Below are 19,428 nucleotides of genomic sequence, written 5' to 3' on the forward strand. Positions count from 1 at the left end.
GTCAACGCTCCATGCCCTGCAGCCACATCTCGAGCACGGCCAGCTGCCATAAAGCATTGGCGTCCAGGGTGGTACGGGTCTGGTTGGGGTCGGCCAACAGCGCGTCGACGGTGTCCTTGCGGTAGAGGCCGCGGGCCCGCGCGGCGTCGTTGGTCAGCGCGTCGCGAACCATGTCCAGCACGTCGCCGTGTAGGTGCCGGATGCCGGGCACCGGAAAGTAGCCCTTGGTGCGGTCGATCACCTCGGCCGGCAGCAACGCACGCGACGCGTCCTTGAGCACACCCTTGCCGCCGGATGCCAGCTTCAGCTCGGCCGGGCAGGTGGCGGCCAGCTCGACGAAGTCATGGTCGAGGAACGGCACTCGCGCCTCCAGCCCCCACGCCATGGTCATTGAGTCGACCCGCTTCACCGGATCGTCGACGAGCATCACCTGCGTGTCCAACCGCAGTGCGGCGTCCACGGCGGTCTCGGCGCCGGGCGCGGCCTGATGAGTGGCCGCGAACTCGCGGCTGGGATCCACGTCGAGCGCATATTCCGGCGCGTAGATCGAGAGCACGTCGGCGTGGCCGCGGTCGAAGAACACCTTCGCGTAGGCCTCGGTGGTCTGGTCTCGTGCGACGTTGGCCAGCGGCGGGTACCAGTCGTAGCCGGCCAAGATCTCGTCGGCGCCCTGCCCCGATTGCACCACCTTGACCGACTTGCTGACCTCCTCGGACAGCAGGTAGAACGCCACGCAGTCGTGGCTGACCATCGGTTCGCTCATCGCGGCAATGGTTTTCGGCACCGCCGGCAGCAGCCGCGAGCTGTCGATGTGGATCTTGTGATGGTCGGTGTCGAAGGTCTTGGCGATCAGGTCGGAGTAGAAATACTCGTCGCCGGATTCGCCCCCGGCCGAGTCGAACCCAATGGAAAACGTGGCCAGCCCGTGCTGACCCTGCTCGGCCAGCAGCGCCACCACGATTGACGAGTCGATACCGCCGGACAACAGCACACCGACAGGCACGTCGGCAACCATCCGCCGTTCCACCGCCGTGCGCAGCGCATCCATCAGCGCGTCCTGCCAGTCACGCTTGCACCACGACGCACGGGCCGGGTCGCGCTGGAAAACCGGTGTCCAGTACACGATGTCGGTGTGCGTGCCGTCGGGCTGGATCACCCGCACCGTCGCTGGCGGCAGCTTGCGCACCCCGCGGTAGATCGTCCGCGGCGCCGGCACCACCGAATGGAAACTCATATAATGGTGCAGCGCATAACGATCCAGCCCGGTGTCCGCGCCTCCGCCGTCGAGCAGCGCGCGCACCGTGGACGCGAACCGCAACCTGCCTGGCGTCTCGGCAAGGTACAGCGGCTTGATGCCGAGCCGGTCGCGACCCAGCGTGACCACACCCGAGTCGCGGTCGGCGACCGCGAACGCGAACATGCCCTTAAAATGCTCGACACATCGCGGGCCCCAGCGGTGGAACGCCTTGATGACGACCTCGCTGTCGGCGGTCGAAAAGAATCGGTAGCCGACGGCTTCCAGCTCTTTGCGTAACGACTTGTAATTGTAGATGCAGCCGTTGAAGACGAGCGTCAGGCCGAGTTCGCTGTCCACCATGGGCTGGGCGCCGCGCGCGGACAGATCGATGATCGAAAGGCGGCGATGCCCAAGAGCCACCGGGCCGTGGGCCACCACACCGTCGGAATCGGGTCCTCGAGACACCATGGATCCGGTCATCCGGGTCACCGCAGCGACATCCGCCGACCGCCCGTCGAAGCGGATCTCTCCGCAGACTCCACACATGGCTGGTTGCTCCTCAGCCGCCCGCACCCGGGAGGCAACGCGCCGCCGCCGACGCCGGCGTTTCTTCGCGTGCGACGCTGCTGGGTATGCGATCGGTCAGAATCCACGTGTCCTTGCTGCCACCACCGGATGACGAGTTCACGATCCGCGATCCCCTGCTGGCAACCCGCGTGAGCGCGGCCGGCGCGACATGCGCCGACACCGATCCACCCGGCCCTGGTCGCAGGTGAACAAACGCCCGCAGGTCCACGTGGTGCGGGTACATGCCTTCGCCGTCGAACGTCGGATGCGTCGACAGCGCGACCATCTCCTGTGCGATGAACCGCTCCGGCTGGATCAGCAGCTCGCGGCGCCGGGCCTCGATGGCGGCGTCAGAGGCCTCCGGCCCGATCAACACACCGCTGCCGCCCAGCCCATCAATGGGTTTGACCACTAACTCGCCGAGGTGGGCCAGCACATGGTCGCGCTGAGCGCGTTCCGCGCAGATCCACGTCCGTACCTGAGCGAGCCTGGGCTTCTCGCCGAGGTAGTACTCGATCATGGCCGGGACGTAAGCGTAGATCGCCTTGTCGTCGGCGACGCCGTTACCGAGTGCATTCGCAATCGTCAAGTTCCCCTGACTGATTGCCTCGAGCAGTCCGGGCCGCATCGGGGCGCCATCGTGTCCGATCGATGACAACAGCATATCCTCGTCCATCCTGGCGTAGATGACATCGACAGGCTGTATGCCGGTGCCGATGTGGCGCACCAGCTTTGCGTCACGCACCGACAGGTCGCTCGGCTGCACGAGCGCCACACCCATCTCTTCGGCGAGGAACCTGTGTTCGAACCACGCCGAGTCCTCCCAACCGGCGGACAGCAGCACTACCTGTGGCTCGTCCGAAACTCGCGGCGGCGCCGACGCGCGCAACGTTTCGAGCAGCATCGGCGGGGCCCGGTCGACGTCTTCCATGCCGTTGGCCGGGCGCAGCTCCGGTAGGTACTTGGTCAGTAGCCGACGGTTGGCGATCGCGTACCCGATGCCCGACGGCACCCGCAGGTTGTCCTCCAGCACCATCCAGTGACCGGCGTCGTCGCAGACAATGTCGGTTCCGCTGATATGCGCGTGTACCGTGTCGCCGGCCAGCCGGCCCGTCGAGCGGAAGCCTGGCGCTCGGTCGACGGCATGCACGCCGAGAATGCCGTCGCGAATGATCTGCTGTTTCGAGTAGATGTCGCGCAAGAACGCGTCGAGCGCGCGGGCGCGCTGGCCGAGCCCGACCGTCAATTCGGCCCACTCGTCGGCGGCGACCATGCGCGGCACCAGGTCGAGCGGGAACACCTGGGCGCGGTTTTGACCGGTCACCCGGAACATGATGCTCTCGGCGCGCTGATCCTGTTCGACGCCGACCTCTCGGGAACGCAGCGCGGCCACACCCAGACCGGCCATCGTTTCGAGCAACTTCTTGTAGCGCGGGCGCGGGTGGCCGCCCGAGCCGACGGCCTCGTCGTAGGAGGCGAAAACGTCTGCTACTTCGGCCGGTCCGGTGTTGGGCTGATAACCGAACAGCAGGCTGGGGTGCTCGCCGACCGCGGCCGCGACGCTGGGCCAGCGGCCCGATGTTTCGGCGATCAGCTGGTCGACCACGTCGGTGAGACGACCGCGGCGGCGTAGCGCACGCCGTTGACGCGCCGCCGACGTGCCGGCGATCAGCACCTGGCGGGTGAGCTCACTGACCATCTCCCAGTCGCCGCTATCCGCCAGTTGCGGGCGCAGGGCCCGCACCAGCTCGTTGACGACATCGCTGGCGGGACGGCTGCACGGACGGCTGATGTCGACGAGCTCACCCTCCAGCCCGGATCGCGCCGCCCGCCACAGCGCCGCCCGGCCGAGCGTCGGCGAGATCATCCGCGCCGGCTCGCCGGCGGCGATGGCCTGGGCCTCGCGCTCGACCAGCGCACGAAACAGTCCCGCGATCAGCACGATGGTGTCCACCGACGGACAGCTGTCGCAGACCCGCAACTCCAGCGTCGGTGCCGCGTTGGACGGGCGCACGTCGAAATACACCATGCCGGAGTCGGTGATAACGCCGCTGGCCACCAGGTCGGCCACCAATTTGTCGTATTCGCTGGCCGAGTGCACCGGCGCGGCCAGACCCGTGGTGGGCCAGCGCTGCCACACCAGGGTGCGAACACTCGAGTAGCCGGTGTCTGACCCGTCAGCCCAGAACGGCGAGCTGGCGGACAAGGCCAACAGCGTCGGCAGGTGCGCCGATACCCGGTTGGCGACGGCGACGGCAAGGTCGCGATCGTCCACGCCCACGTGGACCTGCGTGCCGCAGATCAGCTGTTCGCGGGCCAGCAGCTGATAGTCGGCCAGCATCTGGCGGTAGCGAGCGGTCTGCGTGACCTGCATTTCGGCTGGCACCGACAGCGGCACCGCGCCGGCCGCGACAACACCCATGCCGAGTTCGTTTGCCGTTTCAACGAGTACCCTGCGGTGGCTGAGCAGGTCGGCGCGTAGACCGTCGAGGGTGTCCACCACGCCGCTGTTGATCTCCACGACGCAGCGCTGCAACTCCGCGACGTATTCGTCCGACAGCTCCCTCAGCATCTCGGGGGCGCGGGCAGTCAACCGCCTCGTCTTCAAATCGACGAGGTGAAACTCCTCCTCGACACCCATCGTTCGCGGCGGCTCGCGTCGCATTCAGCAACGGTACTAAGCACTGAATTTCCTGTGTGTTAATTGGCTTGTCGAATTGATGGCGGGCCGCGCACAGGGCCGGGCGGCGGCGGCGCGGTCCAGCGACGGCGGCTAGCGGCAAACCGCAGGTACTCTCGCTGCCATGAGGTGGGTATGACGGGTTCACCACACCGCGGTTGGCCGTACGACCCGAACCAGCCGCAGGGCACCTCCTATCCCGGCTATCCGGATCCCGCGTACGCAGGCAACGCGCCGTATGGTCCGACATATGCGGCGGCGCCCCCGCCGTCCGCGCCCAACCCAACCGAGCCGCTGCCGCAGTACTGGACACAGACCTACGGCCAGATTCCGCCCGGAATGCCGCCCGAGGAGCCGCCGCCCGAGCCGCCGCGATCGCCGCGATGGCTCTGGCTTGCCGCCGGGTTGGCCATGCTTCTGGTGGTCGGCCTCGTCATCGCACTGGTCATCGTCAACAGCTCATCGAAGAAGCAGACCGTCGTCGCGCCGCTTCCGGCGATGCCAGAATCGTCCACGCCGACCACGACGAGCCGCACGCCGAACCCGGTGCTGCCGCCACTGCCGCTGCCGACGCTGCCGCCGACCACCACCCGAGCGCCCGCCCCGTCCGGCGAGACCGAACCCGTCGTCTATGAGGTCACCGGTCCGGGACGCGCGATCAGCATCACCTACGTCGACACCGGCAACATGATGCAGATCGAATTCAACGTCGTGCTCCCGTGGCGGAAAGAGGTAAATCTGCCCAAGCCGGCGCAGGATTCGGCCAGCATGACCGTCATCAATGTCGGCCGCGACATCACCTGCTCGATCACTGTGTCCGGCGTCCAAGCCCGTCAACGCACGGGCGCCGGCCTGACGATCTGCACCGCGGCCGGCTAACGGCGTGCAGGAGTACGCACGCCGGCCATCGCGAGCAGTCCGGCCGCGAGCACCAGGACCAGCCCGCCCATGCCGGCCCGGGTAGCGCCGAACAGGTTGACGAAGGTGGAGAACATCAATGGCGCTAGGAATTGGACCGCCCGCCCGGTGGTGGTGTAGAGCCCGAACGCCAGGCCCTCCTTGCCGTCGGCGGTCATGCGTAGCAGAAGGCCGCGCGCAGAGGCCTGCGTCGGCCCTACGAACGCCGCCAACAGCAGTCCGCACACCCAGAAGGCCAACTGGCCGGACAGCGCCAGCAGGACGAGCCCGACGGCGATCATCGACGCCAGCGAGCCGAGTATGACGGTCTTCGAGCCGACCCGGCTGTCCAGCAAGCCGCCGACCACCGCGCCGAGCGCAGCCACGGTGCTTGCCACCACGGCGAATATCAGCACATTCGCCGCCGAGAGGCCGTACACGTTTGCGCCAAGCACGCCCCCGAACGCGAACACGCCCGACAACCCGTCCCGAAACACTGCGCTCGCCAGCAGGAAGTAGACGACGTTGCGGTCGCGGCGCCACTCCCCGAGGAGGTCCGACCACAGCTTGCGGTAGGCACCGAGCACGCCGATGCGTTCATCGGCGTCATCCGGTGCGGCCAGTGGCTTAGGCGCCCAGATCAGCAGTGGTAGCGCGCACAGCAGAAACCACGCGGCCGTGACCAGCATCGCGGTCCGGACATTCTGTCCATCGGCAGCCGGGATGTGCAGCGCGCCACGGCTTGGGCCGTCGCCGGAGATGAACCCGACGTAAATCACGAGCGACAGCACCACACTGCCGACATAGCCTGCAGCCCAACCAAATCCGGACACCCGGCCCGAGGTTTCGGGTGTTGATAGCTGCCGCAGCATCGCGTTGTACGGCACGCTGGCCAAGTCGCTGCACGCTGTGGTGGCCGCCAGCAGCACCAGCCCCAACCCCAGGTAGCGCGGGTCGTTGCGGACCAGGCTCATCGCGGCTGTCAGCACCACGCCGGCCAAGGTCAGCACGGTGAGCGCGTGGCGGCGCCGCGTGGCGGCGGTCACCCACACTCCGGTCGGCGGCGCCAGCAACGCCACGGTGGCGCCCGCGACCAACATCGCCCAGCCGAGCCGGCTCGTGGCAGACGTGTCGCCGGGTCCGTCGGCGCCGACCGACGCGGTCAAGTACACCGAGAAGACGAATGTGACGACGATCGCGGTTAACCCGGTAGAGCCGGACTCCCACAGCGCCCACGCCAACACCCGGGATTTGCCCACGCTCGCACACCCTATAGTTGCCGCATGCCAGTACCCGCTCCCCGTCCGGACACGCGCGCCGTCGTCACGGGTGCTTCTCAAAACATCGGTGAAGCGCTGGCCACCGAGCTCGCTGCTCGCGGCCACAGCCTGATAGTCACTGCGCGACGCGAGGACGTGCTGAATCACCTGGCCAACCGGCTGACCGAACGGTACGGAGTGACGGTCGAGGTGCGGCCCGTCGACCTGGTAGACCCGGCCGAGCGCACGAAGCTCTGCGACGAGCTGGCGTCGCGCAACATCTCGGTCTTGTGCGCCAACGCGGGCACGGCCACGTTCGGGCCGGTGGCCAAGCTCGATCCGGCCGCCGAGAAGACCCAAGTCCAGCTGAATGTCCTTGGCGTGCATGACCTTGCGCTTGCCGTGCTGCCGGGAATGGTGGAGCGCCGGGCGGGCGGCATTCTGATTTCCGGTTCGGCGGCGGGCAATTCGCCGGTTCCGAACAACGCGACCTATGCGGCCACCAAGGCGTTTGTGAATACGTTCAGCGAGTCCCTGCGCGGCGAGCTCCGCGGCAGCGGAGTACACGTCACGCTGCTCGCGCCCGGTCCGGTGCGCACCGCGACGGCGGACCCCGTGGAGGCGTCGCTCGTCGACAAGCTGGTGCCCGAATTCCTGTGGATTTCTACCGAGTACACGGCGAAGGTGTCGTTGGACGCGTTGGATCGCAACAAGATGCGCATCGTGCCCGGCGTCACATCGAAAGCCATGTCGGTGGCCAGCCAGTACGCTCCGCGCGCGATCGTCGCGCCGATCGTAGGTAGCTTCTACAAGCGCCTCGGCGGCGACTGAGATCGGTTGGCGCCGAACTAGCGGCGCCGGCCCGTTCCGAAGATGCTGCGGGTGATCTCCCGGCCAATAACGGTGCCCGCCGAGCGCATCGCGCTCTTGAACGCGGGGCTGTCCATCATCTTCTCGAACAAACCTGGCTCCTGCCGGGCCGGGGCAGGCATCGGCGGCGCCTCGACCTGCTGCGGCGGTGCCGGCTGATCGGCCCGCGGCTGCTGTTCCGGGGGTTGCGCGAGCTTCGAGTTCAGCCGCTCGTAGGCCGATTCGCGGTCAATGGTCTGACCGTATTCAGCCTGCAGCGGGCTGGCCTTGGCGGCGGCCGAGATGGCGTCGGGGCCGATTGTGTCCATCAACGAACGCGGGCCACGCATCCGGGTCCATGCCACCGGCGTCGGCGCACCCTTTTCCGACAGCACGGTGACGATCGCCTCGCCGATGCCCAGCGACGTCAACGCCGACTCCAGGTCATACACGTCTGTTTTCGGATACGTGCGAACGGTTTTGGTGAGGGCCTTCTGGTCGTCGGGGGTGAACGCGCGCAGGGCGTGCTGCACGCGGGCGCCCAGCTGGCTGAGCACCTCATTGGGCACGTCTGTGGGCAGCTGCGTGCAGAAGAACACCCCCACACCCTTGGACCGGATCAGCTTGACGGTCTGCTCGACCTGCTCGAGGAACGCCTTGGATGCGTCGGTAAACAGCAGATGCGCCTCGTCGAAGAAAAACACCAGCTTTGGCTTGTCCACGTCGCCGACTTCGGGCAGCGTCGTGAACAGGTCCGCCAGCACCCACATCAAGAACGTCGCGAACATCACCGGGCGCGCCGCCTGGTTGCCGAGCTCGAGCAGCGTGATGATTCCGCGCCCTTGGGGGTCGACCCGCAGCAGATCCTTGGGCTCCAGCTCGGGTTCACCGAAGAATGTGTCGGCGCCCTCGGCTTCGAGGTTGACCAGCGCCCGCAGGATCACGCCCGCCGTCGTCGGCGACACCGCGCCCAGCGCCTTCAACTCCGGTTTCCCCTCATCGCTGGTGAGAAACGTGATGACCGAGCGCAGGTCCTTCAAGTCCAGCAGCGACAAGCCCTTCTGGTCCGCCCAGTGAAAGATCAGGCCGAGCGTGGACTCCTGGGTTGCGTTGAGGCCCAATACTTTCGACAGCAGGATTGGCCCGAAGCTGGAAATCGTGGCGCGCACCGGCACACCGATCCCGCTGGTGCCGAGCGACAAGAACTCCACCGGAAACGCCGTCGGCGTCCAATCGTCGCCGGTGTCCTTGGCGCGCGCGGCGGTCTTGTCGTCGGCGGTACCCGGACGCGACAGGCCAGACAGGTCGCCCTTGACGTCGGCCATCATCACCGGCACACCGGCGGCCGACAGCTGCTCGGCGATCACCTGCAGTGACTTCGTCTTGCCGGTGCCCGTCGCACCCGCCACCAACCCATGGCGGTTTACCGTGGCCAACGGGATGCGGACCAGGGCGCCCGGGTCGGCGGTCCCATTGACCACCACCGATCCGAGTTCGAGGGCCTGTCCTTGCACCGCGTATCCCGCGGCGATCTGCTGCGCTGGAGTAGCTGGCGAATCGGTGGTCATGACCCCAGACATTAGTTGGCAGACCGCAGACCCGTCGCGGGCTCACCGTACTGTTAAGCGCTGTGCGCGACGAACTGGTGTGGATCGACTGCGAGATGACCGGGCTGAATCTTGCCGGCGACCGGCTCATCGAGATCGCGGCGCTGGTCACCGACGGCGACCTGAACGTTCTGGGCGAAGGCGTCGACCTGGTGATCCACGCCGACGACGACGCCCTGAGCGGCATGCTCGACGTGGTCACCGAGATGCACACCCGCTCCGGGCTGATAGACGAGGTCCGGTCGTCGACGATCGACGTCGCGCAGGCCGAGGCCATCGTGCTCGACTACGTCCGCGCGCATGTGCCGCAGGCCAAGACCGCTCCCCTGGCGGGCAATTCGATCGCCACCGATCGCGGTTTCATTGCGCGCGACATGCCCGCCCTCGACGACTTTCTGCACTACCGGATGATCGACGTCAGTTCGATCAAGGAGCTGTGCAGAAGGTGGTATCCGCGCATTTACTTCGGCCAGCCGGAGAAGGGCCTCACCCATCGCGCGCTCGCCGATATTCGCGAGTCGATCCGCGAACTTCGCTACTACCGACGCACCGCGTTTGTGCCCCCGCCCGGCCCGTCGACCAGCGAAATCGCGGCGATCGCGGCGCAGATCGGGGCGCGGACGGAGGAGGCCGTCGACGCGGCGCCGCAACTGAGTGACAAAACGGATTCGGCCGCGGAGCCCCGCAGCGGCTAATATCGACGACGCCGCTGCAGCCCGTCGGGCGGGCGGCGATGGTGAGTGTAGTTCAGTTGGTAGAGCACCAGGTTGTGATCCTGGATGTCGCGGGTTCGAGTCCCGTCACTCACCCGACAGGTCAGGGGGCATTTAGCCCTCCGATCTTTTGCCTTTATAGGCGTGAGCCGTGCAACGGTCGCGCGTGCTCGCAGACCAACCCGGCGAAAACCAGAAACGCTGCTGCACCAGTTCTACTTGGGCCTCACTTCATCGTGGCTAGGTTGCGCCACAAGTTCTTGAGGCTGTCGGTGCCGCCGAACAGCGTGGTGAAGTTCGTTGAGTCGACGAGCACGATGTCGCCGGCGCGCTCCCCTGTGGGCGGCATCCAGATCAGTGCGTTGAACTCAGTGTTGCCCGCTTCGGTGAATGGGTGAGGGCGATTGGGGTCGACGCGCTGCCGCCCGAGAACTCGCAGGTAATCGCTTTCGGGTGCGGTCAAATCGTAGTGCGGCAAATGCGGGTGGAAGTTTAACGTTGTGACGTTGTCGAGAAGCCTCGCCGCGTCAAGGTCCTGGAATCCCGTTAAGGGAGCGATTTCGTTGCTGCCCTCTACGACGGCAGGCCGCAGTCCCCAGGTGTTGTGAACCGGCACTTCTAACGCCTTCATCAGCGAGCGGGTGTACTGGCCGAATCGCTGTTGGCGCGGCACCAGCGGGTCGCCGTGATGTTGATATTCGACCTGTCGTTGCGAGAAGTCGTCGGTGAACCCCACGTCGTGGTGCGGTGCCAGCAGCAGGCATGTGCCTTCACGCTGTAGCCAGTTGCGGATGGCGTCGATTTCCTCAGGTCCGGCTTCTTGTTCCGACAGGATGTGGTCGAGTCCGAACACCATCATCGTGTCGGTGTCGGCGAGAACGCGTTCGTCGATGGGCAGCTTGTAGCCCGCCTGGTCGATGCGCTGGAAGACCGCGACCGGGTGGCCGGTGACCTCGCCGGCGAGTTCTTGAAACGCCAGCGTCGACCGATGGAAAAGCTCCAGCGTTCCGGCGATGCCCTGCAGGAAGTTCGCCGCGTCGTATTCCGGTGTCTCGTAGCTGGGCCACAGGGTGTTTCGGACCTCTGTCATCGTGGAGAAGCGGTTATACATCTCGGCTGGATCCCGTTGAGCTTCCCACGGATAACTCCACGTCCAGTAGATGCTGACGCGCCGTCCGCCCGTGTGGGGGCGAGGGATGTGGGTTTGGTTGTAGGTGCGAGCGGCGGGCAGTGTGCTCATGGTGGTTCCTTAGGTGTCAAGCGTTGCCAGGTACCGCAGGCCGTTGAGTCCTGGCAGGAAGAAATATGCGCCTCCTTTGAGCGTGGTGAAGGCCGACAGTCCCCTGAGCACCTTGCGGATGGGACGCTTCGGGATCGTGTATTCCAAGGTGCCGTCCTGGCTGCCGCAGATCGGGTCGCGCTCATTGCCGAGTTCGTGAAAGGTCTTGTCGTTGATCCAGACGTTTTGCGCGAACTCGAATTGGCGAACGAGACTGGCGCAGATGATGAATGCGGCGATACCCCGGTCCACGCCGTCGTCGGGGGCGCCTTCCGGAAGCGCCGCGCCATAGGTGGCTCCGCGCCGGATCATGCGCCGCCGATTCATGTTCACTGCGGTGTCGCGTGGGTTGAGGCGGCGCGCGTGCGAACCCAATGGGCACGCGTACCCGAACGGATCCATCTCGTTGTAGTTGAAGTCATTGTTACGCATGGGATCTGCGCCCATCTCAGGGTCGTCGCGCTCAGGGGCGAGCACGAGGGGCGCACCGCTCCGCCAGCGACCCATGAACTTTGCGGCCAACAACTCTTGCTCGTCCGCCGTTTCGGCGTGTTCACGAAGATAGTCGCGAAACAGCCCGACGTGTTCCTGCAGCCGCCGGTATGCCATGTAGCTTCCGTTACGGGACAACTCCTCAGGCTGCGGCAGTTTCGGTGCGGGGTTCTCTTCGTCTGGGTAGCCCAGAATGAACTCGCCGGGCTTCAGCGGCGCGCCCGAACCCGGCGTCGGCTCTTCGCCGGAGCCTTCGATCACCGGTTGCGACAGTCGGTCCCGGAATCCGAAGTGATCATGGGCGTAATTGAACGGCGGTGTCGCGTTCAGGTCCAGCACCGACAGGCTGCGGACCCCATCGCACCTGGCGACCAGCTTGTCATGCTCCCCGGTTGCACGTCGATGTTCCGCGTCGTCTCGGGCGAAAAGGATCGCGATCGCGTGTAAGTCGTCACCGGCCAGACCGCCGACCCAGTTGTCCGGATGATTGGCACCCGTGTCGCCCAGAATGTCGGCCCGCGCGGCCATCCCCTCGCGAAACTCGTCGGGAAAGGTCGCCAGTGACTCCTCGGGAACGCCGAGCGCCCGCAGACCGGTCCAGGTGAACGCCAACGTGATCCAGCGTTTCGTGCTGTCCATTGATGCCTCGGCGGTTGAGGCCGGCTCCACCCGGTCAATCAGTTCCGACAACCATGCACGACCGCCGGCCGGGTTGCCGAACGAGAGAAACTCGTAGCGGCCCGTCATCGCTGGGGTGCGGGTCAGCAGGATGTGCTGAATGTTGTCGAAATCGAGCATCAGCGCACAGTTGGCGGTGCGAATCACTGCATCTGGTCGAGCATGTCGGAGAACGCCGCCTTGAGTCGCAGCGCCTTCTTGATCTCATCGGCCGTGACGTAGGGATACTCCCCGTACTCGAGGAAGCTCGGGCAGTGGTGATCGCGGACGAACTTGATGAACGCGTCCGGGTTTTCCTTCCAATCCTCCGGGAAGCCCTCCAGGTTGGTGAAGACGGTGGTGATCCCGGTCTGGCTGAACAACTGCACCGCATCCTCGGTGTACTTGTCGAAGTCGGTGTCGAAGATGCCCTGGTACTGGAAATGCAGCCCTGACCCGACGTCGAAGAGCACCCACCGCAGGTAATGCAGCCGCAACGGCGCCAGCACGTCCGGACTGCCCTTGATGGCCTCCTCGATCTGCTTGCCATACGCCCGGACGACCTCCTCGCGGCCCTCCTTGACCTTGGCGATAATCGAAAAGCCGTAGCATGCGGGCGTCCGCGGAAAAATCGGGCCGTAACGCCCACGCTCAAGTTCGAAATAGCCATCCGTCGGGATGGCCATCGCCGCGGGCTTGCTCCAGTCATAATCAGACGCCGGCATCGTTTTACCTCATTCACTTCGAGCGACGAGCGCGACGCTACGCTTAGATCCTGACCTGCGAACCCTTTTCCTACCGAGGATCTCGTCGGGCAATGAATGTTCTCCTGGTGGTCATCCGGGGTGGTTGTGTCCGACTGGGCGAGTGTGCAGTGACGACAATTCGGGCATGCACCATGACCAGCGGGAGCTATGCGGCGGTCTTTGTCAGCGGAAACGCAAACGGACGCTGTTTGGTCTGGTTAGCTCATTAATGCTGACAACCATTCTCGGTTGCGGCGACGCAACTAACCCGATGAAGGAGCCAGCCATGGTCCTCTTGGCCCGCACCGCACTCGCGGTAGCCGGCGGGATCGGCACGGGCGCACTCGCCAGTGCAATGCTCTTCGGTGCTGCCGCCACAGCGACGGCTGAGCCACCGCCACCACCCAGCTGCACGGCCGCTGATCTGGCCAATGTGTCCTCCGGCGTTTCGGCAGCGACATCGTCCTACCTATTCACGCATCCCGATGTGAACACCTTCTTCACCGGTCTCAAAGGGCAGCCCAAGAGCGCGGTTGCCGACGACGTACAGAACTACCTCAACACCAACGCCCAGGTTCGAGCCGACCTGCAGGGTATCCGTCAACCGCTGGTCGACTTCCGGGATCGCTGCGGCGCACCTGGCTCGACCCCGCTTGTGCCGAACGGCGCAGGCCAGTAGCTGACCCGCGTAGTCGTTGCGGCCTACACGCAGAGGACTCCGCGTTTGGCGCATTAGACGGCAACTAGTTCCGCAAAGGAATTGCCATGAAGTTAGCAAAGCGCTATCTGATCCCGGCGTTGGTCGCGGCCCCAACCTTTTTCGGGTTGGCCGTCGCACCGCCCGCGATCGCCGACTGTACGTCCAGTGGTTATGCGACCGTCTGCGCCCAAGGCGATGTCCGGGGCGGCGGCTCCGGAGCTACCGTGTCGGGTCCCGTCTATCCCTATCCCTGCGAGGATGACTGGCTCTGCAGTGACGGCGTCGACGTCAACTTTGGGCCGATTTGGCCCGGCGGCGGACCAGGCGGACCTGGCGGACCCGGCCGTCCCGGCGGTATCGGCCCGCGCTGACTAGGCGATTAGACCCCACCGCCGAGGTAGTCGCCGGAGCCATGTCCTTCGACGGGTCGCGAATTGTACTGATCGGTTCCGTACGGGACCTGCGGATCGGTGCCGTATGGGACCTGGGGGTCCGCGCCGCCCTGCAGGCAGTAATAGGCCTGCGGGCACGACGGCGACGTATCGGCCGCCGCTGTGATGGCGGTCGTCTGTGCGCCGTGCGCGGGAACTTCGCTGGCAAGGACTGCAGGCAGAACCACCATGGCCAGGCCGGCACATCCGAATGCGGTACGGGCTCCAAACCTGGCGATGAAAGCACTGACGGTACTCATTGTTTCCTCCGATCGCTTTCTGCCGCAGTCGGCATCTCTCCTTGAGCATTCGACTGCTGTCTGCACTTTCGAGCCTGCTCGCCGTGGGACCGGTTGTCGTCGGCGCTAGCCACCACATCCGGTAAGGCTGGCCGCACATTCCGCTTACCGGTTAACTGCAATCAACGCTCGTATAGAGCTAAAACGTTGGCTTGTACGCGATTCCGTCAGCGCTCACCACATGGCGCATTACGCGTTCGCGTTACCCGCCCGCCACTGCTCCCATGGGATGTTCCAGTCACCGAGGCCATCGGTGCCCGGCAACGTCGCGCCGACGGTGTTCACGATCTGGACGACGTCGCCGCGCTTGGTGTTGTTGTAGAACCAGATCGCGTTATTGGGGCTGACGTTCAGGCAGCCGTGGCTGGTGTTGCTATAGCCCTGCGCTCCGACCGACCACGGCGCGGAATGCACGAAGATGCCACTGTAGGAGATCTGGGTCGCCCAGTCGACTTCGGTGCGATACCCATTGGGAGAGTTGACCGGAACGCCGTAGGTGGACGAATCCATGATGATGTGCCTGAAACGTCCGCCGACGATGTAGGTGCCGTTGTTCGTCGGAGTGCTGTTCTTGCCCATCGAGATTGGCATCGTCTTGGCTACTTTGCCGTTGATCCGCACGGTCAGTGTCTTGGTGGCATCGTCGGCGGTCGCGACGACCTCGTCGCCGACGGTGAAATGCGTGCCGAGGTTGTCCTGGCCGAACAGCCCATCGCCAAGGTCGACACCGTAGATGTTGACCGCGACATCGACCTTGGTGCCCGCCTTCCAGAATTGAGCTGGCCGCCAACGGACTTCGCGGTTGTTCAGCCAGTAGAAGGCGCCCTCCACCGGCGGGTTGGCGGTGATCTTGATGGCCTTCTCGGCGGCCTCACGGTTGGCAACGTTCTCGTCGAATCGGATCGACACCGGTTGGCCGATACCGACCACCTCGCCATCATTCGGCAGCACATACGCCATCGTCAGGTTCTCCGGCGAATGTGTCCGGAACGTCATGCTGGAGCGCGAAACACCGCCGAGCCCGAGCGCCTCGGCTCGGATCGTGTACCGCTTGTTGTAGCCCAGCGGCTCGGCGGTCGACCAGGTGAGACCGTCGGGGCTGAGCCGCCCGGCGATCTGCTTGCCGTCGTCGCCGACCATGCTGACCGCGCCGAGAACACCGTCGCCGGCGCTCACGGTCACGGGTTGGTCGACCGCGACGCCAACGGCACCGTCGGTCACCGACGCTTGCAGCTTCGGCACCAACAGATCGCCGTAGGGCGTGCCCTTGTCGGTGACCATCTTCGGCGGCGGAGGCGCCGAGTTGCTGTTGCAGGCGCTGAGCCCAAACACCACCACTTGGATCGCGACAATGGCTCCTAACCAGGACCGATACTTACGCGGACGGGTCACATAGCGGACCTGCCACATACTTTGCTCCATCTCACAGCCGGGGCCAAATTCACGGAGATTCCTGGCAGTAGTCTAAGGGCAACCTTGGAGTGCGGCGCGCCGCCACTACGTAGCATCGGCTATACCTGCGTGACCAGCTTTGGCGCCGCGCCGAGCCGCTGTGTATTGTCGCGTGTCGAACGCGCCGTTAGCTCAGTTGGTAGAGCAGCTGACTCTTAATCAGCGGGTCCGGGGTTCGAAACCCTGACGGCGCACCAATTGTCGTGCGACCAACAATCGACCCCACGATCTCGGGAATGCGGCGTATCCGGGCTCTCATGACCGGCTCCGCTGATATGCACTGCACTGGGCTGCTCCACGACCTTTGCTTCCAGGTTGTGCCGGATCGGCTGTTTCCTTACGATGCGGCTGTCGACCAGACACCCCCGCTGTTCTCCGAAATTTGACTACGCCCGTTGCCACGTTCGCGTCAAAATCGGCGCTGAAACTGCCGCTAGGGCTGTCGCTTCTGGTAACCAGATTTCCACGCAGTTGTTCGGATACGCACGTCAACGTGCAGCTTGGCGACGAATGGTGCTACGCTGTCGTTAGCTGATCACCGTCGCGGCCGGATGCCCAGCCGATGCGGAGAGAAAGTAGGACCGTTAGCTAATGGGGATGGACCAAGCCGGAACGACAGCCGCAGGGGCCGCGCAGACCGACTCCGCGACCGCCGTCTTGGCCGTCCACACCTGTAATCGGTTGTGCCGGCCCGCCAACCCGCCCACCATGCGAAACGTGTTCACGGAATGGTGGCGCCGTGCCGCCTGGCGGCAGTCGGGCTAAGCGTCAGCGATTTCGGATCCTGCGGATCACCAGCACCGCGGCCAGCGTGCCGACTCCGATCAACGAGAGCGTCACCGCGGGCTTCTTGACAAAGGTGGTCAAGCCGGCCTTGATGTCTGCGGCAATCCTGCGGGGGCTTGCCCTTTCGGTGAGCGTGTCGACTGTGGCGGCCAGCTGGTCGCGAGCGCGATCGATGTCCTGCTTGATGGCTTCGGGATCTCGCTCCGCCACGTCGTCCTCCGCTCAACCGTCGCTGCCCTGCCGCACTACCCTAGATCAGCCGGAGCGCGCCCCGACGCAACGGCAAGAAGATAGGAAGTGACGTGACAGAGACTCGCCGCCTCCAGGTGGGAGATAACGCCCCGGCGTTCAGCCTTCCCGATGCCGACGGAAACCCTGTGTCGCTGGCCGACTACAGCGGCCGTCGCCTCGTCGTCTACTTCTACCCAGCGGCATCCACCCCCGGTTGCACCAAGGAAGCCTGCGACTTTCGCGACAATCTGACAGGGCTCAACGACGCCGGCCTCGACGTGGTCGGCATCTCCCCCGATAAACCGGCCAAGCTGGCCAAGTTCCGCGAGGCCGAGAAACTCACCTTTCCGTTGTTGTCCGACCCCGAGCGCAAGGTGCTGGCCGCCTGGGGCGCGTACGGCGAGAAGACGATGTACGGCAAGACGGTGCAGGGCGTGATCCGGTCGACGTTCGTCGTCGACGAACACGGCAAGATCGCGGTCGCCCAGTACAACGTCAAGGCTGCACATACGACAACGTTCATCAAGAAACTGCTCAGCGCCTCGTAATCACGTAATCGAAGTGAGCGGTACGGAACAGGACTCAGTTGAACATACGCTTGAACCGTGAGTGAGCAGCGAACGCCCGCGCAGCGGAAGGCCGATCAACGAGCTACGCCAGGCCATCGATGGGTTCCGACACTCAGGCGAGAAGTCGGTCCGAAACTTCACATTGAACGATGACCGTTTCCGCCGCTAAGTACGACAGCATTGTGACTTGTGCGCCTCATCCCGGGACGCCGAGCCAGCGCTCCCGCCGGATACGTGCGAACTCTGCTTTCTCGTTCGCCAGTTCACGGGATGGGCCTTGCAATACCCCCGTAGGTTTCGGTCCGCTGAGGAAGTTGGCATGCACCTTACCGACCTCGCCTCGACCGAACTCGATGAAGCAGTTTCCCGCCCCGTCGTACGGTGGTGGCGGTGGTGTGCCGTGCAGCCGGGCGGCGATGTCCGCGGCGACGACCGCGGCAGCCCGCTCGGCGAACACCCCAGCCTTGGCGGTATATGCCGCGGCCACGTCGCCGGTGGCGTAAACACTCTCGAATTGTGTTGCCAGGTTCGTCTTTTCGACCGTAATCCAGCCGTTCGGCGCCAGCCCGGACGCCGCGACGACCGACGGCACTCGATGCACCGGGATACCGATGAACAGGTCATACGGAATGCCGCCGCCCTCGGCGAATTCGGCGACTTTGTCCGCGGTGTTCAACCGGCACACCGTGCGCTTAGGGACGAAAGTGATACCGCGGGCGGTCAAGTGCGCGAGAATCGGCTCGGACACCTCCTTGGCGACCGGTACAGGTGCGCCCATGTATCCGGTCACGGTGATTGTCACCTGATCGCGCAAACCGCGAGCCGCGCAGTAATCCTCCAGTAAGAAAGCCCCCTCGAACGGCGCTGGAGGGCACTTGTACGGCTCGCCGAGCACACTGATCACGATGTTGCCTCCCTCAAAGGCGGGCAGGGCGTCCCGCAGGCGTTCGGCCCCGTCCAACGAGTAGTACTCGTACCCGTGCTCGGTGAATCCCGGAGTCGCCGCCGGGTCGTAGTCCGCACCGAGCGCCACGACGAGGACGTCGGCGTCGTAGGAACCGGCATCGGTGCGCACACGGCGGTTTTTGGGGTCAATTGCGGTGATCAACTCTTGCCGAAACTCGACACCAGGCTTCACCAACCCGGCATACGGCAGCCGCACTTCGTCGGCTGTCTGCTTACCCATCAGCACATCGATCTTGGAAAAGCCGAAATTGAAAGAGTCGCTGCGATCAATCATCGTGACCTGCACCTCGTTGGCGAGCGACTCCGACAGGCTGCTGGCTAACTCAAGCCCTGCGAACCCCGCGCCCAGGACCAGCACGTGAGTCATTTTCCTCACCTCCTTATATGGATGCGGCGCGAGGCTAATAAGCCTTGCGCTCCTGCAAAAACTGTAAAACGTCGCAACTGGCCCTACCGGGAATCGGTGGGAAAACAATTACCTGCGACGTGGCCGCTGCCCCATCGCCGTCCCATCGCGATCGCCATCCCGGTGACTGTGCTCCTCCGCGCGATGCCTAGCCGCAGCGGAACAAGAACGTGCCTCAACGGGCGTCTCACCCCAATGCGGAGTGCAGGGTCCAGCCACTTACCGAGGTCAGGACGATCGAACGGTGTCGTTTTCCCGGCTGACACTCCGAGGTCTTCAAACGTGCCAACGACCTGGTAGCCCGCGAGGTCGCCCACCTGACGCCCTCTTGAGTCTGTGCCAGGTGGGATACCTTTCGCGTATTGGCCTCGTCGTCGTCCAGGTGCGAGACCCTGGCACCGACAACCGCCCGCAGGTTCTGTTTCTGTGGAGCACAGTACAACGTCAGGGCCACCGGCCACGTCGCCAAGCTGCGCCGAGACCTTTCAGTGTGAGTTCGCAGCCAGGTGGGCCAGCAGGAGCGCCTCCGCCGTGGCGGCGCGTTCCAATACGCCCAAATGCAGGCTCTCGTCGACGCTATGTGCTTGCGCGGCAGGGTCTTCCAC

Annotated in this window: 18 protein-coding genes, 2 tRNA genes and 2 pseudogenes; 9 read left to right on the plus strand and 13 right to left on the minus strand. The window is 64.9% G+C overall.

Translation table 11 applies throughout. The features are described from left to right. Position 1 precedes the first annotated feature (1 nt). The 3 genes and pseudogenes from VE759_RS13815 to VE759_RS13825 form a co-directional block, all read right to left on the minus strand. Positions 2-1,783, minus strand: coding sequence for an N-acetylglutaminylglutamine amidotransferase (locus VE759_RS13815; protein WP_324933221.1), 1,782 nt, complete (start codon positions 1,781-1,783; stop codon positions 2-4). Between the two features lie 13 nt (positions 1,784-1,796). Continuing rightward, positions 1,797-3,212 carry a circularly permuted type 2 ATP-grasp protein gene (locus VE759_RS13820; RefSeq protein ID WP_324933265.1) on the minus strand — a complete coding sequence of 472 codons (1,416 nt, stop codon included), beginning with the start codon at positions 3,210-3,212 and terminating at the stop codon, positions 1,797-1,799. A gap of 168 nt (positions 3,213-3,380) precedes the next feature. After that, positions 3,381-4,469, minus strand: a pseudogene (locus VE759_RS13825) (carboxylate-amine ligase); the annotation flags it as partial. Between the two features lie 150 nt (positions 4,470-4,619). On the opposite strand from VE759_RS13825, the gene VE759_RS13830 reads away from it, so the two are divergent. Beyond that, positions 4,620-5,363: an MmpS family transport accessory protein gene (locus VE759_RS13830; RefSeq protein ID WP_324933224.1), complete on the plus strand. Its 744-nt coding sequence runs from the start codon at positions 4,620-4,622 to the stop codon at positions 5,361-5,363. Here the strand turns inward: VE759_RS13830 and VE759_RS13835 are convergent. Next, positions 5,360-6,640, minus strand: a complete 1,281-nt coding sequence (locus VE759_RS13835) for an MFS transporter (protein WP_324933227.1) — start codon at positions 6,638-6,640, stop codon at positions 5,360-5,362. The two genes, VE759_RS13830 and VE759_RS13835, sit on opposite strands and share 4 nt — an antisense overlap. A gap of 24 nt (positions 6,641-6,664) precedes the next feature. On the opposite strand from VE759_RS13835, the gene cmrA reads away from it, so the two are divergent. Next, positions 6,665-7,471, plus strand: coding sequence for a mycolate reductase (gene cmrA / locus VE759_RS13840; RefSeq protein ID WP_324933230.1), 807 nt, complete (start codon positions 6,665-6,667; stop codon positions 7,469-7,471). Between the two features lie 17 nt (positions 7,472-7,488). Here cmrA and VE759_RS13845 read toward each other — a convergent pair whose 3' ends face one another. Then, positions 7,489-9,057, minus strand: coding sequence for a helicase HerA-like domain-containing protein (locus VE759_RS13845; RefSeq protein WP_324933233.1), 1,569 nt, complete (start codon positions 9,055-9,057; stop codon positions 7,489-7,491). A 62-nt stretch (positions 9,058-9,119) separates the two neighbouring features. Between VE759_RS13845 and orn the strand changes: the two genes are divergently transcribed. Both orn and VE759_RS13855 read left to right on the plus strand, forming a co-directional pair. Beyond that, a complete protein-coding gene (gene orn, locus VE759_RS13850; RefSeq protein WP_324933235.1) occupies positions 9,120-9,791 on the plus strand; it encodes an oligoribonuclease in 672 nt (223 codons plus the stop codon). A 41-nt stretch (positions 9,792-9,832) separates the two neighbouring features. Continuing rightward, positions 9,833-9,905, plus strand: a tRNA-His gene (locus tag VE759_RS13855). 130 nt (positions 9,906-10,035) lie between these two features. On the opposite strand, the gene VE759_RS13860 is transcribed toward VE759_RS13855, so the two are convergent. Genes VE759_RS13860 through VE759_RS13870 form a run of 3 tightly spaced genes read right to left on the minus strand, consistent with a single transcriptional unit; the run spans position 10,036 to position 12,962 of the window. Then, complete coding sequence (locus VE759_RS13860) at positions 10,036-11,049, minus strand: hypothetical protein (protein ID WP_324933238.1); 1,014 nt, start codon at positions 11,047-11,049, stop codon at positions 10,036-10,038. 9 nt (positions 11,050-11,058) lie between these two features. Continuing rightward, on the minus strand, positions 11,059-12,378 hold the full coding sequence (locus tag VE759_RS13865) for a peroxidase (protein ID WP_324933268.1): 1,320 nt from the start codon (positions 12,376-12,378) through the stop codon (positions 11,059-11,061). 23 nt (positions 12,379-12,401) lie between these two features. Continuing rightward, a complete protein-coding gene (locus tag VE759_RS13870) occupies positions 12,402-12,962 on the minus strand; it encodes a hypothetical protein (protein WP_324933241.1) in 561 nt (186 codons plus the stop codon). Positions 12,963-13,269: 307 nt separating this feature from the next. On the opposite strand from VE759_RS13870, the gene VE759_RS13875 reads away from it, so the two are divergent. Then, positions 13,270-13,662, plus strand: coding sequence for a heme-binding protein (locus VE759_RS13875; protein ID WP_324933271.1), 393 nt, complete (start codon positions 13,270-13,272; stop codon positions 13,660-13,662). An 86-nt stretch (positions 13,663-13,748) separates the two neighbouring features. Next, a complete protein-coding gene (locus VE759_RS13880) occupies positions 13,749-14,054 on the plus strand; it encodes a hypothetical protein (protein ID WP_324933244.1) in 306 nt (101 codons plus the stop codon). Between the two features lie 8 nt (positions 14,055-14,062). Here VE759_RS13880 and VE759_RS13885 read toward each other — a convergent pair whose 3' ends face one another. Further along, entirely contained in the window at positions 14,063-14,374 is a 312-nt protein-coding gene (locus VE759_RS13885; RefSeq protein ID WP_324933247.1) for a hypothetical protein, read from the minus strand. A gap of 228 nt (positions 14,375-14,602) precedes the next feature. Continuing rightward, positions 14,603-15,823 carry a L,D-transpeptidase gene (locus tag VE759_RS13890; protein ID WP_324933251.1) on the minus strand — a complete coding sequence of 407 codons (1,221 nt, stop codon included), beginning with the start codon at positions 15,821-15,823 and terminating at the stop codon, positions 14,603-14,605. 163 nt (positions 15,824-15,986) lie between these two features. On the opposite strand from VE759_RS13890, the gene VE759_RS13895 reads away from it, so the two are divergent. Further along, positions 15,987-16,062 (plus strand) — tRNA-Lys (locus VE759_RS13895). 571 nt (positions 16,063-16,633) lie between these two features. On the opposite strand, the gene VE759_RS13900 is transcribed toward VE759_RS13895, so the two are convergent. Next, a complete protein-coding gene (locus tag VE759_RS13900; RefSeq protein WP_324933254.1) occupies positions 16,634-16,861 on the minus strand; it encodes a DUF3618 domain-containing protein in 228 nt (75 codons plus the stop codon). 92 nt (positions 16,862-16,953) lie between these two features. Here VE759_RS13900 and bcp point away from each other — a divergent pair, with 92 nt between their 5' ends. Continuing rightward, positions 16,954-17,430, plus strand: coding sequence for a thioredoxin-dependent thiol peroxidase (gene bcp, locus VE759_RS13905; protein ID WP_324933257.1), 477 nt, complete (start codon positions 16,954-16,956; stop codon positions 17,428-17,430). A 217-nt stretch (positions 17,431-17,647) separates the two neighbouring features. Here bcp and VE759_RS13910 read toward each other — a convergent pair whose 3' ends face one another. Then, positions 17,648-18,784, minus strand: coding sequence for an FAD/NAD(P)-binding oxidoreductase (locus VE759_RS13910; protein WP_324933259.1), 1,137 nt, complete (start codon positions 18,782-18,784; stop codon positions 17,648-17,650). Between the two features lie 470 nt (positions 18,785-19,254). Here VE759_RS13910 and VE759_RS13915 point away from each other — a divergent pair. Then, positions 19,255-19,317: pseudogene (locus tag VE759_RS13915) on the plus strand (peroxiredoxin); the annotation flags it as partial. On the opposite strand, the gene VE759_RS13920 reads toward VE759_RS13915, so the two are convergent. Then, the coding region (locus VE759_RS13920; protein WP_324933273.1) for a hypothetical protein at positions 19,309-19,428 on the minus strand (120 nt) is incomplete at its 5' end. The pseudogene VE759_RS13915 and the gene VE759_RS13920 overlap by 9 nt on opposite strands.

Origin of the sequence: Mycobacterium sp., assembly GCF_035640695.1 — a bacterium.
In the GTDB taxonomy this organism is placed as follows: domain Bacteria; phylum Actinomycetota; class Actinomycetes; order Mycobacteriales; family Mycobacteriaceae; genus Mycobacterium.

Excerpts from the sequence above, each read along its gene's own strand:
- VE759_RS13815 (WP_324933221.1), bottom strand. The coding sequence starts at position 1,783 with ATGTGTGGAGTCTGCGGAGAGATCCGCTTCGACGGGCGGTCGGCGGAT.
- VE759_RS13820 (WP_324933265.1), bottom strand. The coding sequence starts at position 3,212 with ATGGCCGGTCTGGGTGTGGCCGCGCTGCGTTCCCGAGAGGTCGGCGTC.
- VE759_RS13830 (WP_324933224.1), top strand. The coding sequence starts at position 4,620 with ATGACGGGTTCACCACACCGCGGTTGGCCGTACGACCCGAACCAGCCG.
- cmrA (WP_324933230.1), top strand. The coding sequence starts at position 6,665 with ATGCCAGTACCCGCTCCCCGTCCGGACACGCGCGCCGTCGTCACGGGT.
- VE759_RS13845 (WP_324933233.1), bottom strand. The coding sequence starts at position 9,057 with ATGACCACCGATTCGCCAGCTACTCCAGCGCAGCAGATCGCCGCGGGA.
- VE759_RS13860 (WP_324933238.1), bottom strand. The coding sequence starts at position 11,049 with ATGAGCACACTGCCCGCCGCTCGCACCTACAACCAAACCCACATCCCT.
- VE759_RS13865 (WP_324933268.1), bottom strand. The coding sequence starts at position 12,378 with ATGCTCGATTTCGACAACATTCAGCACATCCTGCTGACCCGCACCCCA.
- VE759_RS13870 (WP_324933241.1), bottom strand. The coding sequence starts at position 12,962 with ATGCCGGCGTCTGATTATGACTGGAGCAAGCCCGCGGCGATGGCCATC.
- VE759_RS13875 (WP_324933271.1), top strand. The coding sequence starts at position 13,270 with ATGGTCCTCTTGGCCCGCACCGCACTCGCGGTAGCCGGCGGGATCGGC.
- VE759_RS13880 (WP_324933244.1), top strand. The coding sequence starts at position 13,749 with ATGAAGTTAGCAAAGCGCTATCTGATCCCGGCGTTGGTCGCGGCCCCA.
- VE759_RS13885 (WP_324933247.1), bottom strand. The coding sequence starts at position 14,374 with ATGAGTACCGTCAGTGCTTTCATCGCCAGGTTTGGAGCCCGTACCGCA.
- VE759_RS13890 (WP_324933251.1), bottom strand. The coding sequence starts at position 15,823 with ATGTGGCAGGTCCGCTATGTGACCCGTCCGCGTAAGTATCGGTCCTGG.
- VE759_RS13910 (WP_324933259.1), bottom strand. The coding sequence starts at position 18,784 with ATGACTCACGTGCTGGTCCTGGGCGCGGGGTTCGCAGGGCTTGAGTTA.